This window comes from Pseudomonas sp. CAN1, from assembly GCF_030462585.1.
In the GTDB taxonomy this organism is placed as follows: domain Bacteria; phylum Pseudomonadota; class Gammaproteobacteria; order Pseudomonadales; family Pseudomonadaceae; genus Pseudomonas.
The window spans coordinates 97,872-111,746 of sequence record NZ_JASMRU010000011.1 but is presented as its reverse complement, the minus strand read 5'-3'; the positions used below and the strand labels follow the sequence as shown (position 1 = coordinate 111,746).

The following is a 13,875-nucleotide window of genomic DNA, read 5'->3' as shown; positions in this document are numbered from 1 at the left end:
CACATGACTATGCGCATTTCGCCCCTCGCGGTGGCGATGGCAGGGGTGAGTCTTGGCTGTGCGACGCCGGCCTTTGCCCAACTGGCTAACGATCTGACCATCGGCAACCCCAAGGCCATGGCCATGGCCAACGCGGTCACGGCCGACTCCACCGGCATCGACGCGGTGCACTACAACCCCGCCGCCCTGACCAAGCTCAAGGGCCGGCAGACGCAGCTCAAGCTGATCACCGGGGTCATGGATATCCGCGCCGGCTTCCACGCGCCGCCGGATTACGGCTCTTCCTCCTTCGGCCTGGACGACGATCCGGTGGCCGGCGAGAGCAGCCGCACCCTGACCCCGACCATGTACCTGCCGGGCGTTGGCGGCATGACCGACATGCCGCTGCTGGTGGCACCGCTGGCGGGCCTGTCGATCAACCCGCCGGGCTCCAAGTTCACCTTCGCCACCAACGTCTATGCGCCCCAGGCGCTGGGCTACTCGCGGGATTCGGACAGCGACCCGGCACGCTTCGAAGGGCGCCGTGTCTCGCTGCAGCGCATCACTTACTTCTCGCCCTCGGTGGGCTACGAGGTCAACAACGACCTGTCGGTGGGCCTGAGCGTCGGCTTCTCCCACCAGGCCATGGCGCTGGACACCGACTTCCGCAACCCGGGCCTGCTCACCGGCCTGCTGCAGACCCTGCACGACACCACTTGCGTGCCCGGCGCACAGGAAATCGTCGAGCTGGTGTTCAACGTCTGCGGCGGCCGCATCGGCCCCTACGAGTCGCTGGCCAACCTCAAGCTGGACATGCAGCAGACCCTCTCGCCGAGCTTCAACCTGGGCGTGCTCTGGGAGCCCTACGACTGGTTCGCCTGGGGCGCGACCTACCAGAGCGAGTCGCGCATGAAGCTCAAGGGCAAGTACCGCGTCGACTACACCAAGGACTGGCAGGGCTTCTGGTCCGGGCTGCAGAGCTCGGTGTTCGGCGCCTTCCTCAGCCCGCTGTTCCCCTACGGCAACACCGACGAGGAGCACGGCGTGGCGACCATGAAGCTGGTCAACCCGGACAGCTTCTCCACCGGCATCAAGCTGCGCCCGTTCGACAAGTGGCAGTTCAACGTCGACCTGAAGTGGACCGATTACAGCGACTGGAACAAGTTCGAGATCGAGTTCGACCGCGAACTGGACCTGCTGCGCATCGCCAAGAACTTCGCACCCAACGGCGCCACCGACCACAGCATCATCCTCGACCGCGGCTACCAGGACACCTGGAGCTACGCCATGGGCATGCAGTACGACGTCAACGACCGCCTGCAGCTGCGCGCCGGCTACGAATACCGGCCCTCGGCGATTCCCAAGGACAAGGCCGACGCCCTGGTGCCCATCGGCGACGCCAACCTCTACGGCCTGGGCCTGGGCTACCAGTGGGACAAGGACACGGTGATCGACCTGGGTTTCAACTACTTCGTCTCCAAGCAGAGCATCAAGTCGGGCACCAGCTGCAACGTCAACTGCACCGGCATCGACAACCTGGTCTACAACCCCTACGGCGGCCTTGACGTAAACACCACGGTGAAGGCTTATGTGTTCGCCATGACCTACCGCACCACTTTCTGAGGGCAATCGACATGCGCAGGCTGACCCTCCTGATCACCTGCCTCGCTGCCGGCGGCGCGCTCGCTCCGGCGGTGCAGTCCGCGGCTGGGCGCTACCTGTCGTGGATCGACGACAGCGGCCAGGTACACAACACCTTCGTCGACGCCAACTACGCCCAGCAGCAACGCCAGGCCGACAAGCGCATCGACCAGAGCGACCGCAACCGCCTGGTCGACCTGAGCGCCACCCAGTGGCCGGGCAGCCGGCCGGCGGGGGAGAGCAAGCGGCGCTATTTCACCTGGGTGGATGCCCAGGGCAACCTGCAGAACAGCTTCTACGCCGCCGGCCAGGTGGCGTCGGGCAAGGCCGACTACGTGCTGCCCAACGGCGACCATTCGGCCGAGTACATCGACGCCGAATCCTACGAAGACCGCGGCTTCGTCCGCAGCGAGAACGGTAGCCCGTACTTCACCTGGGTGGACGAGAAGGGCCAGGTGCGCAACTCGCCGATCACTGCCGATCAGCGCGCCGCGACCTTCCGCCAGCACGATGACGGCGGCAGCCACATCGCCTTCACCGAGGGCCGGCAGATCGACCTGAAGGCCCGCCCGAGCAACCTGCCGGGGCTGGACGGCATGGGTGAGCAGACCGACGCCATGAAGGCGCTGCTGCAGGGCAGCGGCAAGACCCTAGATGACCTCTACGTCGACCTGCAGCAGCGCTGCTGCGACCAGATGGGCGATGGCGACTTCACCGAGCTATCGGTGGAGGAACCACGCTACGAGGAACTGAACCGGTTTTCGCCCAGCTTCGACTTCCCCATGGGCAAGAGCTACTACGTGGCGATGAAGCTGCCCAGCTCCCAGCGGGTCTACGGCCTGCGCGTACGCAGCTTCGCCAACCACCAGGTGGTTTATCCGTCGCTGCTGTTCCTCGACGAACACAAGCGGCCGACGCGCCTGGTCAGTGATGCGGTGTACAAGCTCAACCCGGAGACCTGGTACCGCTACGCCTTCATCGAGGGCACGGTGCCGGTGCGCGCCAACCAGGGCGAACGCTACGTCCTGCTGCTCACCACGGACGAGGACCGCAGCCTGCAGACCCTCGACAACAAACCCTACAAACGCCCGCTGGAAGACCTGGCGGTGAACGAGGCGGGGATGAAGGTGCGCGAGCATGGCGACCAGGGCGGGTTCGAGTTGGCGGTGGTGCGCTGACTCCGGCCGCGCCTTGCTGCTCTTCGTAGGATCGAGGGGCCCCAGTCCTTGCTCGCGAACCGCTCAACGCCAGCGTCAATGGGGAAACCCGTTCGCGAGCAAGCTCGCTCCTACAGATACACGCTGGCGCTCATTGCGGTTTGTAGGGCGAATAACCCGGCAGGGGTTATCCGCCGCATCGGCGGATAACGCCGCTGGCGTTATGCGCCCTACGCACGCTCCGACCACGGCGGGCTGGTTTGTTTTTTCGTAGGACCGAGGGGGACGCCCAGTCCTTGCTCGCGAACCGCCCAACACCGGCGTCAAAGGGAAATCCGTTCGCGAGCAAGCTCGCTCCTACAGACACACACCGGCGCTCACGGCGGCTATGTAGGGCGCATAACCCGGCACGGGTTATCCGCCGCATCGGCGGATAACGCCGCTGGCGTTATGCGCCCTACGTAACTGCAGGCAACTGCGACAGGTAAGAAAAAGCCCGGCAATCGCCGGGCTTTTTCGTGGGGCAGGGCGCCTCAGATTTCCTTCGGCGGTACGTGGCCGAACAGCTCCTGGGCGAAGCGCACACGCTCCTCTACCGTTTCCTTCACACCCTTGGCTTCCATCTCGGCGATATGCGCCTCGACGGCATGGGTACGCAGGGTCAGGCCGCAGTCGTTGGCGATCTGGATGTTCAGGCCGGGGCGGGCGTTGAGTTCGAGGATCAGCGGGCCCTTGTCCTGGTCCAGCACCATGTCCACGCCGATGTAGCCCAGGCCGCAGAGTTCGTAGCAGCCGGCGGCGAGCTTCATGAAGCCGTCCCAGAAGGGCAGCTGCACGCCGTCCACCGCGTTGGTGGTGTCGGGGTGCTTGCTGATCTTGTTGTTCAGCCAGGTGCCGCGCAAGGTCAGGCCGGTGGCCAGGTCCACACCGACGCCGATGGCGCCCTGGTGCAGGTTGGCCTTGCCGTTGGACTGGCGGGTCGGCAGGCGCAGCATGGCCATCACCGGGTAGCCCATCAGCACGATGATGCGGATGTCCGGCACGCCTTCGTAGCTGATGCTCTTGAAGATCTGGTCCGGGGTCACCCGGTACTCGATCAGCGCGCGGTCGCGGTGGCCGCCCAGGGAGTACAGGCCGGTGAGGATGCTGGAGAGCTGATGCTCGATTTCCTCATGGCTGATGATCCGCCCGGAGACCGTCTTGTAACGGCCCTCGAAGCGGTCGGCGATCACCAGGATGCCGTCGCCGCCGGCGCCCTGCGCCGGCTTGATGACGAAGTCGCTGCGCTCGCCGATGATCTCCGGCAGGCGCTCGATTTCCTTCTCGGTGGAGATGGTCCCGTACATTTCCGGAACGTTGATCCCCGCCTCGATGGCGCGCTGCTTGGTGATGATCTTGTCGTCGACGATCGGGAACAGGTGCCGCTGGTTGTACTTGAGCACGTAGTCCGCGTTGCGTCGGTTGATGCCCATGATGCCGAGGGCTTCCAGGGCTTTCCATCGCTTGATCAGGCCGAACATGGCTTAGTCCTTGAGGAAGGCTTTGAAGCGGAACAGTTCGGTCAGGCGGTAACCGCGGTAGCGACCCATCGCCAGCATGAACGACACCAGGATCAGCAGCACGGCCGGGAAGGTGAACACGAAGTACACCAGTTCCGGTACGCGCATCAGCATGTGCGCCAGGGCAGCGGCGAACAGGGTGCCGATGGCGGCCTTCATGGCGTGGGCGGCCCCGCGTTCTTCCCAGGTGATCGACAGGCGCTCGATGCTCATGGTCAGGATCACCATGGGGAACAGGGCGACCGACAGGCCGCTCTCGAAGCCGAGCTTGTGGCTGAGCAGGCTGATGGCGGCGATCATCACCACCACGAAGGTCAGTACCACCGACAGCCGTGGCAGCATCTGCAACTTGAGATGTTCCAGGTACGAGCGTAGCGACAGGCCCAGCGCGGTGATCACGGTGAACAGGCCGATACCCCACTGCAGGCCGGTCTCGCGGAAGGCCAGGGCGATCAGCACTGGAGTGAAGGTCCCGAGGGTCTGCACGCCGATCAGGTTGCGCAGGATCAGGATCACCAGCACGCCGAAGGGGATCATGATCATGATCTGGAAGGTCTGCTGGGTGGACAGCGGCAGGCCGTACAGCGAGTACTCGAGGAACGCGGCGTCGGTGTTCTCGTCGGACAGCTTGGCCAGGCGGATGGCGTTCATCTCGCTGCTGTTCAGGCTGAAGTTGACCTGGGCCTTCTTGCCGCCCTCGATGGACAGCAGGCTTTCGTCACCCAGCCACCAGATCAGGCGGTCGGCGGGCAGCCCGCGCTCGCCGGTTTCCGGGTTGAAGTACAGCCATTCCTTGCCGTTGTAGCTGCGCAGCCAGAGTTCGGGCTGCTGCGGCTGGTTGGCGACCAGGCGGATGGTGTGCACGCGCTCCAGCGGCACGTGGGCCACCGCGAGCAGGGTCTCGACCACGTGGGAGCGCTTGTCCAGGCTGGTATCGCCGGCCAGCAGCAGCTTGACGTTGTCGTCGTTGAGGTTGTTGGCGCGCTTGATCGCTTCGCTGACGAAGGTCTCGACGTCCGCCGAGTGCTGGCGGATCGGCGCGATCAGGGCTTCGGCGGCGATCTTGTCCGGGCCTTCCAGGGGCAGGCTGTCGCGGAAGATCGGGCCTTTCTCCTTGGCCTTCTCGGCGGCGGCGCCGGCAAAGCGCTTGGTCAGTACCAGGCGGTAGTAGAGGGTCTGCTGGCCGCTGGCGCGACGCGACGACCAGGTCACCTTGCGGTTGCCGTCGGCGCGGTTGATGCCCACGCCGTAGTTGTTGGAGACGAAGCTCTCGTTGAGGCTGACGTAATCCTGGGTCAGCGGCGGCACGAACATCTGCACCTTCACCGGAGTCTTCGGCGTGGCGACGAACTCGACCTTGGCGTCGATGTTCCACAGGTCGTCGGTCTCGGCTTCGGTCATGGGAATGCCGAGGACGAAGATCTGGTAGGCGGTGATCGCGACGCCCAGCGTCAGCAGGATGGCGATCAGGACCTTCAGATGCAGGGTAAGAGAGCGCATGGGATTACTCGGCAGGTTTCGCTACGGGTTGGCAACCGGGCTTGCCGGCGGCGTATTTCAGGCTCGGGTCGACCAGCGCGCCGAACCGCTTGAGGGCGTCGGAGCCGATCAGAAGCGGGTATTGGAAGGCGCTGCGGTCGGTAAGGTTCACTTCGATGGTGCGCAGGGCCTTGCCCATGCACAGCTGCAGTTCGATCACCGGGCGGGCGGTGTAGGCCTTGCCCTCGTCGGGATCGTAGTCGCCGTGGCGACGCTTGATCTTGCTGATGCGCGCCAGCGGCTTCTCGATCGGCTGGCTGTCGGCAGTATCGGTGGCCAGGTAGAAGCGCACCCAGGTCTCGCCATCGCGCTTGAAGCGCTTGATGTCGCGAGCGCTGAGGGAGGCGGTCTTGGCGCCGGTGTCGAGCTTGGCGGCCAGTTCGATATCCGGATCGTCGATGCGGGCGTACTCGTTCAGGCCATACACGGTCTTGCCGGCGGCCATGCCGAGGCTGCAGAAGAAGAGTGTGCTGACCAGCAGCAGTAGGGCTGGGGGCTTGAGTCTCATGGGCCTTGATGAGTGAGGGGCCGCAAAGCCTTGAAAAGAAACGCCCCGGTCGTCACCCCATGTGGCTGTGGCCGGCAGGCTGGCCGGCGTGGCCTGGTGACGCCAGGCAATAGCGCGGCGAATTCTATCATGTGGTTTTTCGCTGGCGACAGCCGGTTGACGCCTTGGCAGGCTATTTGTTTCAGGCTAAGGGTGGGTCGGTGAAGGATCAGTGACAAGTCAATGACAGCTTGGCGAGTGGCACCGCCAGGCGTAGCCGCCGCGCTGCCGGGTCGTGGACGGCCCGGCAGCGCGGCATTCAGGGCTTCGCCTCGGGCGGGGTGACCTCCGTCCAGCTGCTGTCCGGGTCGAAGCGGGTCATCTTCATGGCGATCTTCGCGCTGTCCGGTCCCAGGTTGCGGGAAAAAATCTCGCCGTCGTGGCTGATCATGAAGCTCATCACCCCGGTATCGCCGTATTTCACCGGCCAGGCCACCAGGGCGAAGCCGCGGGTCATCCGGCCGCCGATCAGGTAGTCGTAGGCGCCGCCGGGGGCGGAAGGGCCCTGGGCGGTGAGGATGCGATAGCGGTAACCATGCCAGCCGTCGCCGGGCAGCTCATCGCCGAACAGCGGGCCGAGCGGACTCTCCTCGCCGCCGACCTCTTCCGGCCAGTACAGGCCGTCATGCTGGCCGTCGCTGCTGACGAACTGGCGGGCGTATTCGAGGACGCCGTCGCCGTTGCGATCGACCTCGGCGTAGTCCAGCTGCGCGTCGTGGTACGCCTGCACGGCTTCCAGCGCCGACTCCTCGTTGCGGCCGATACGGCGAATGCGGATTTCCTCGCCACCGGCCTTGGCGTCGAACGCCCAGCCATTCTTCGCGTGGACGATGGGCAAGGGCAGCGTCCAGGGATCGTTGCCGACTACCAGGTGGGCGAGGTGGGCATTGTCCTGCTCGATCTGGTGCTTGTCCTTGTAATGGGCGAGGAAGGCATCTACCTCGCTGCGGTCGATGCCGGCGGTGGGGATGTAGGTGTGCCAGTCCTTGCCCAGCAGGGCGGCCAGGCGTTCCGGGTCGGCCTTCTCGGTACCCAGTGCGGCGATGAAGGCCTCGGCGGCGGCGTCAGGGGTGGGGAAGCTGTCCTGGGCCAGCAGGCTGGTGGGCAGGACGGCGAGGAGGGCGAGCGCCAGCAGGCGCGATGCGATGGCCATGGCTCGTCTCCTAGCGGCGCCGACCGCCGCCCGAAGGCGCGCGGGCGGGACGTTGAACGGTGTGACCGGCGCGTACGGCCTGCGGTCGGCTTGCGGCGGCGCGGCTGGCCTGGCCACGGTTGGCGAGTTCGCGCGACTGTCGCGGGTTGTTCGCGCCGGCGAAGGCATTGTTGCGTGGGGCCTGGGCACGGGCGTGCTGCTGGCGAGCCTGCTCGCGAATCTGCTGGTTGTTCTGCGCCCGCGGCCGCTGTTGCGCCTGGTTGCTGCGGTTCTGCACGGCATTCTGGGCGCGCTGGCGGTTGTCCGGATTGCGGTTCAGTTCGCGGGTGGCGGCTTGCGCACGTTCACGGGCCTGGTTGTTGTCGCGTAGCTCGCGGTTGCCTTGCTGGGCACGCTGCAGTGCCTGCGGGTTGTCGCGCAGGTCGCGGGTCGCGGCCTGGGCGCGCTGGCGCGCCTGCTCGTTGTTCATCGCTGGTGCCACGCCACGCTGGGCCAGGCTTTCCCGCGCCCGCGAACGCTCCTCGGCGCGGGCCGAGTCGAAGCCGCGCATGCCCTCGCGCTGCTCGCCACCGGCCAGTCGGCGGCTGTACTGCTCGCGGCTGGCGGCGTCGCGGTAGGGCACGCCGTTGCGGTAGGTGGGGTCGTGGCGCCAGGTGGCGCGGTTGCCATTGATGTTCTGGTTGAACTGGCGGTTCACGTTTCGATTGATGTTGCTGTTGAAGTTGTTGTAGTGCTCCACGTCGACGTCGATCTCGTGGTCGTTCCAGTCGCAGTCGCCCCAGAGCGAACCGACGATGGCCACCCCTGCACCGAACGCCAGCCCGGTGGCCAGCGCTGTCGCTACAGGGTATTCGGGCGGTGGCGGGTAATACACCGGCGGGCTGGCCGGGTAGGCCCAGGTGCCATAGACCTGGGTGGGGTTGTAGCTGGGCACGTAGACCACCTGGGGATTGGCCGGCTCGATGACGATGGTCTGCGCCGGTGCCGCCTGCTGTACGACCGTGGTGCTGCCGCTGGATGCCGGTTGCGCCGGCGCTGGCGCGGCGGCCGGCTGGACCGTGACGGTCTGCTGCTCGTTGGACTTCAGGTTGCCGGCAGCCTGGGCCTGGCGACGCAGGCGCTGGATGGAGTCCATCACCGCATCGGGCTGGGCGAGGAAGGCGTCGCCGACGCGCTGCACCCACACCGGGTCCTGCCCCAGGGTGGCCAGCACCAGGGGGAAGGCCACCAGCGACTGCACGCTCGGGTCCCAGGGCTGATTGGCGACCTGCTTCACCGCCTCATCGCCGGACGCCTTGGGGTTGGCCTTCGACCAGGCCACGGCATCGGCCACGTTGCCGGGGTAGGTGGTGGCCATCAGCACCTGCGCCAGCAGCGAGTCGGGATACAGCGCCAGTGGCGCGAGCATCTGGTCGAGTTCCTCGACGCTGAACACCGCCTGCGCGGGTGCGGCGGGTGCCGCCGCCGGGGCCAGGGCTGGAGCCGCCGGTTCAACGGCAGGCGGAGCAGCGGGCGGGGCTGGAGGAGGGGGAGCCGTGGCAGCCGGTGGGCTGGCGGGGGGAGTGGCTGCGGCGGCGGTCTTGGCGCCGGGCTTGTCGCCCGAGTCGCAACCGGCCAGGGCCAACAGGGCAACCAGAATCAGGTACTGACATTCTCGCATGGCGCTCTCCTGTGCCGGGGAATGCCCGATCCGTGAAAACTGCCACGGGTAAGACGCGGGTTCGGAGAATGATAGGCGCCCGAATGAAAGGCTGCAGAAACTCGAACGGCCGGTGATGCCGGCCGTCGGTTGGGGAGACTTGTCGGGGCGTAGCCGCTACTTTAGCCGGCGCTCGACGCCCTTCTCGACGAGGATCTTGGCGGAGATCTCCTCCACCGAGAAATGCGTGGAGTTGATGTAGGCGATGTTCTCGCGACGGAACAGGCTTTCCACCTCGCGTACCTCGAACTCGCACTGGGCGAAGCTGGCGTAGCGGCTGTTGGGCTTGCGCTCATGGCGGATGGCGGTGAGCCGGTCGGGGTCGATGGTCAGGCCGAACAGCTTGTGCTTGTAGGGCTTGAGGGCGTTGGGCAGCTGCAGGCGCTCCATGTCCTCTTCGGTCAGCGGGTAGTTCGCCGCGCGGATGCCGTACTGCAGGGCCATATAAAGGCAGGTGGGCGTTTTGCCGCAGCGCGACACGCCGACCAGGATCAGGTCGGCCTTGTCGTAGTAGTGGGTGCGGGCGCCGTCATCGTTGTCGAGGGCGAAGTTCACCGCATCGATCCGCTCCATGTAGTGCGGGTTGTGGCCGATGCTGTGAGATTTTCCGACGGAATACGAGGAGTCTGAGGATAATTCCTGCTCCAGCGGGGACAAAAAGGTCGAGAAGATGTCAATCATGAACCCGTTGGACTGGGCAAGGACCGAACGGATCTCGCGGTTGACGATGGTATCGAAGATGATCGGTCGCGCCCCGTCCGCCTCCGCAGCCCGGTTGATTTGCTGTACCATGACGCGCGCTTTTTCTTCGGTATCGATGTAAGGTCGCGTCAGTTTGGTGAAGTTGATGTTCTCGAACTGCGCCAGGAGGCTCTGGCCGAGGGTTTCGGCAGTGATGCCGGTGCCGTCGGAAATGAAGAATGCAGTTCGTTTCATGTGCGCTGCGGGCCTTATAGGTAGGATCGAATCCTGGTTATGATAGGCCCCACGTTTGCTAGGCCCTTTGCCGGGGCATTCTCACCCATTTTTCCGGCTCCGGCCAGAAGGGTGGGAGCGCACCGACTTGTATGACCTTTTCCAACACTTAGTGGAGAGATCACCTTGGTAGAGTACGTAGTTTCCCTCGATAAGCTCGGCGTCCACGATGTCGAAACTGTGGGGGGCAAGAACGCATCCCTGGGCGAAATGATCAGCAACCTCGCCGGTGCCGGCGTTTCCGTACCGGGTGGCTTTGCCACTACCGCCCAGGCCTACCGTGACTTCCTCGAACAGAGCGGCCTGAACGAGCGCATCCACGCAGCCCTCGACGCCCTCGACGTGGACGACGTCAACGCCCTGGCCAAGACCGGCGCGCAGATCCGCCAGTGGGTGATGGATGCCGAGTTCCCCGAGCGTCTGAATGCCGAGATTCGCACGGCCTTCGCCGAGATGGCCGGCAGCAACGACAACATGGCCGTGGCCGTGCGTTCCTCCGCCACCGCCGAAGACCTGCCGGACGCTTCCTTCGCCGGCCAGCAGGAAACCTTCCTGAACATCCGCGGCGTGGACAACGTGATCCGCGCGGCCAAGGAAGTCTTCGCCTCTCTCTTCAACGACCGTGCCATCGCCTACCGCGTGCACCAGGGCTTCGACCACAAGCTGGTCGCCCTGTCCGCTGGCGTGCAGCGCATGGTCCGCTCGGAAACCGGCACCGCCGGGGTGATGTTCACCCTGGACACCGAATCCGGTTTCCGTGACGTGGTGTTCATCACCGGCGCCTACGGCCTCGGCGAGACCGTGGTACAGGGCGCAGTGAACCCCGACGAGTTCTACGTCCACAAGCCGACCCTGGAAGCCGGCCGCCCGGCCATCCTGCGTCGCAACCTGGGCAGCAAGGCCATCAAGATGGTCTACGGCGAAGAAGCCAAGGCCGGCAAGTCGGTCAAGGTGGTCGACGTCGAGAAGGCCGACCGCGCGCGCTTCGCCCTGTCCGACGCTGAAGTGACCGAGCTGGCCAAGCAGGCGCTGATCATCGAGAAGCACTACGAGCGTCCGATGGACATCGAGTGGGCCAAGGACGGTGACGACGGCAAGCTGTACATCGTGCAGGCCCGCCCGGAAACCGTGAAGAGCCGCTCCAGCGCCAACGTGATGGAACGCTACCTGCTCAAGGAGAAGGGCAAGGTCCTGGTCGAAGGCCGTGCCATTGGCCAGCGCATCGGCGCCGGCCCGGTGAAGGTGATCCACGACGTTTCCGAGATGGACAAGGTCCAGCCGGGCGACGTGCTGGTCTCCGACATGACCGACCCGGACTGGGAGCCGGTGATGAAGCGCGCCAGCGCCATCGTCACCAACCGTGGCGGCCGTACCTGCCACGCGGCGATCATCGCCCGTGAGCTGGGCATCCCGGCAGTCGTCGGTTGCGGCAACGCCACCGCGGCGCTGAAGGACGGCCAGCGTGTGACCGTGTCCTGCGCCGAAGGCGACACCGGCATGATCTACGAAGGCGAACTGGGCTTCGACATCCGTCAGAACTCGGTCGACGCCATGCCCGAGCTGCCGTTCAAGATCATGATGAACGTCGGCAACCCGGATCGCGCCTTCGACTTCGCCCAGCTGCCGAACGAAGGTGTGGGCCTGGCCCGCCTGGAATTCATCATCAACCGCATGATCGGCGTGCACCCCAAGGCGCTGCTGAACTTCGCCAGCCTGCCGGCGGATATCAAGGAAAGCGTCGAGAAGCGCATCGCCGGTTACGACGATCCGGTCGGCTTCTACGTCGAGAAGCTGGTCGAGGGCGTCAGCACCCTGGCCGCTGCGTTCTGGCCGAAGAAGGTCATCGTGCGTCTGTCGGACTTCAAGTCCAACGAATACGCCAACCTGATCGGCGGCAAGCTCTACGAGCCGGAAGAAGAGAACCCGATGCTCGGCTTCCGCGGCGCCTCGCGCTACATCAGCGAATCCTTCCGCGACTGCTTCGAGCTCGAATGCCGCGCGATGAAGAAGGTGCGCAACGAGATGGGCCTGACCAACGTCGAGCTGATGGTGCCCTTCGTGCGTACCCTCGGCGAAGCTTCCCAGGTCGTCGACCTGCTGGCCACCAACGGCCTGAAGCGCGGCGAGAACGGCCTGAAGGTCATCATGATGTGCGAGCTGCCGTCCAACGCCCTGCTGGCCGACGAGTTCCTCGAGTTCTTCGACGGCTTCTCCATCGGCTCCAACGACCTGACCCAGCTGACCCTGGGCCTGGACCGTGACTCGGGCATCGTCGCGCACCTGTTCGACGAACGTAACCCGGCGGTGAAGAAGCTGCTGTCCAATGCGATCCAGGCGTGCAACCGTGCCGGCAAGTACATCGGCATCTGCGGCCAGGGCCCGTCGGACCACCCGGACCTCGCCAAGTGGCTGATGGAGCAGGGTATCGAGAGCGTCTCGCTGAACCCCGACTCGGTCCTGGACACCTGGTTCTTCCTCGCCGAAGGGCAGTCCTGACGGTTCCTTCACCATCCTGAAGGGGGCGGGTGATTTCACCCGCCCTTTTTTATGCAAGCGATTCCATGCAAAGCAGCAGTCAACTCTTTCCCGTCGCGCTGATCAGCGCGGAACTGCGCGGCGACCTCACCGAAGACGTCTACCGCCTCAAGCCCAACAACAGCCCGGACTCGAGCGTCGAGCTGGCGGTCACCCGTCTCGGTCGTCCAAACGGGCGTCGTGGCGTGCCGGTGATCCTGTTGCATGGCAGCTTCTCCAACCGGCGCTTCTGGTTCTCGCCCAAGGGCATCGGCCTGGGTGCGCACCTGGCGCGCGCCGGCTTCGATGTCTGGATCGCCGAGATGCGCGGCCACGGCCTGTCGCCGCGCAACGAGGACTACGATCGCAACCGCGTGGCCGATTACGCGCGCTTCGATCTTCCCGCCATCGCCAACTTCGTCGTCGAGCAGAGCGGCCAGGCGCCGCACTGGATCGGTCATTCCCTGGGCGGAGTCACCCTCGCAGCGGCCTTGGGCGGTGGTTACCTGGACGCAGGGCAGGCCGCCAGTGCCGCGCTCTGCGGTAGCCAGATCAGCCGTACCTACTGGCCATTGAAGCTGCCGCCGGTGACCTGGGGCGGGCGTTTCCTGCTCAAGCGCATGGGCGGCCTGTCCGGTTCGCGCTTGAAGCGTGGCCCGGAGGACGAGCCGCTGGGCCTGGCACTGGAGGCCTTGCACTGGTACAGCCTGTTCGGCCGCTTCGGCGAAAAGGACAACGACTGGTGGGGCGGGCTGCAGAAGGTCGTCGTGCCGGTGCTGGCCATCGGCTCCGATGGCGACATCCAGGACCCGGCCTGGGCCTGCCGCAAACTGTTGGAGCAGTTCGGCTCCGACACCCGGGAGTTCCTGCACCTGGGGCGGCGCCATGGCTTCTCCGAGGATTTCGGCCACGTCGAGATGCTGATCAGCAAGGGCGCCCAGCGTGAAGTCTGGCCGCTGCTGCAGCACTGGCTGGAACACTCGGCGTTGCCCCAGCAGCAGGGCGCTCTGGCGCAGGCTTGAGCTTGGCGTGGCAGGGAGTAGACTGTGACGCCATTGCGGCTTTCGGTCACATCCCGGCCTGAAACCCTGGCGGATTTCATCAAGAGGAGC

10 protein-coding genes are annotated in these 13,875 nt (G+C 65.4%); 4 read left to right on the top strand and 6 right to left on the bottom strand.

Going from position 1 to position 13,875, the window contains the following annotated elements; all coding sequences use genetic code 11:
* The first annotated feature begins 3 nt into the window (after positions 1 to 3).
* Both QO207_RS16645 and QO207_RS16640 read left to right on the top strand, forming a co-directional pair.
* On the top strand, positions 4 to 1,602 hold the full coding sequence (locus tag QO207_RS16645; RefSeq protein ID WP_301533453.1) for an outer membrane protein transport protein: 1,599 nt from the start codon (positions 4 to 6) through the stop codon (positions 1,600 to 1,602).
* A gap of 11 nt (positions 1,603 to 1,613) precedes the next feature.
* Complete coding sequence (locus QO207_RS16640; protein WP_301533452.1) at positions 1,614 to 2,798, top strand: MalM family protein; 1,185 nt, start codon at positions 1,614 to 1,616, stop codon at positions 2,796 to 2,798.
* Between the two features lie 512 nt (positions 2,799 to 3,310).
* Here the strand turns inward: QO207_RS16640 and QO207_RS16635 are convergent.
* From QO207_RS16635 to QO207_RS16610, 6 genes are all read right to left on the bottom strand, one after another.
* Positions 3,311 to 4,297, bottom strand: a complete 987-nt coding sequence (locus tag QO207_RS16635) for an alpha-L-glutamate ligase-like protein (RefSeq protein ID WP_301533451.1) — start codon at positions 4,295 to 4,297, stop codon at positions 3,311 to 3,313.
* Positions 4,298 to 4,300: 3 nt separating this feature from the next.
* A complete protein-coding gene (locus QO207_RS16630; RefSeq protein WP_301533450.1) occupies positions 4,301 to 5,836 on the bottom strand; it encodes an inactive transglutaminase family protein in 1,536 nt (511 codons plus the stop codon).
* 4 nt (positions 5,837 to 5,840) lie between these two features.
* Entirely contained in the window at positions 5,841 to 6,383 is a 543-nt protein-coding gene (locus QO207_RS16625; RefSeq protein WP_301533449.1) for an ATP-dependent zinc protease, read from the bottom strand.
* A gap of 298 nt (positions 6,384 to 6,681) precedes the next feature.
* Positions 6,682 to 7,575 (bottom strand): DUF2950 domain-containing protein, encoded by an 894-nt coding sequence (locus QO207_RS16620; protein ID WP_301533448.1) that lies wholly within the window; start codon positions 7,573 to 7,575, stop codon positions 6,682 to 6,684.
* A gap of 10 nt (positions 7,576 to 7,585) precedes the next feature.
* Entirely contained in the window at positions 7,586 to 9,235 is a 1,650-nt protein-coding gene (locus QO207_RS16615) for a DUF3300 domain-containing protein (RefSeq protein ID WP_301533447.1), read from the bottom strand.
* Positions 9,236 to 9,391: 156 nt separating this feature from the next.
* Positions 9,392 to 10,210 (bottom strand): pyruvate, water dikinase regulatory protein, encoded by an 819-nt coding sequence (locus QO207_RS16610; RefSeq protein WP_301533446.1) that lies wholly within the window; start codon positions 10,208 to 10,210, stop codon positions 9,392 to 9,394.
* A 165-nt stretch (positions 10,211 to 10,375) separates the two neighbouring features.
* Between QO207_RS16610 and ppsA the strand changes: the two genes are divergently transcribed.
* The gene (gene ppsA / locus QO207_RS16605; RefSeq protein WP_301533445.1) at positions 10,376 to 12,745 is read left to right on the top strand and encodes a phosphoenolpyruvate synthase; all 2,370 of its coding nucleotides are present in this window, start codon (positions 10,376 to 10,378) and stop codon (positions 12,743 to 12,745) included.
* Between the two features lie 65 nt (positions 12,746 to 12,810).
* The gene (locus QO207_RS16600) at positions 12,811 to 13,785 is read left to right on the top strand and encodes an alpha/beta fold hydrolase (RefSeq protein ID WP_301533444.1); all 975 of its coding nucleotides are present in this window, start codon (positions 12,811 to 12,813) and stop codon (positions 13,783 to 13,785) included.
* The last annotated feature ends 90 nt before the right edge of the window (positions 13,786 to 13,875 follow it).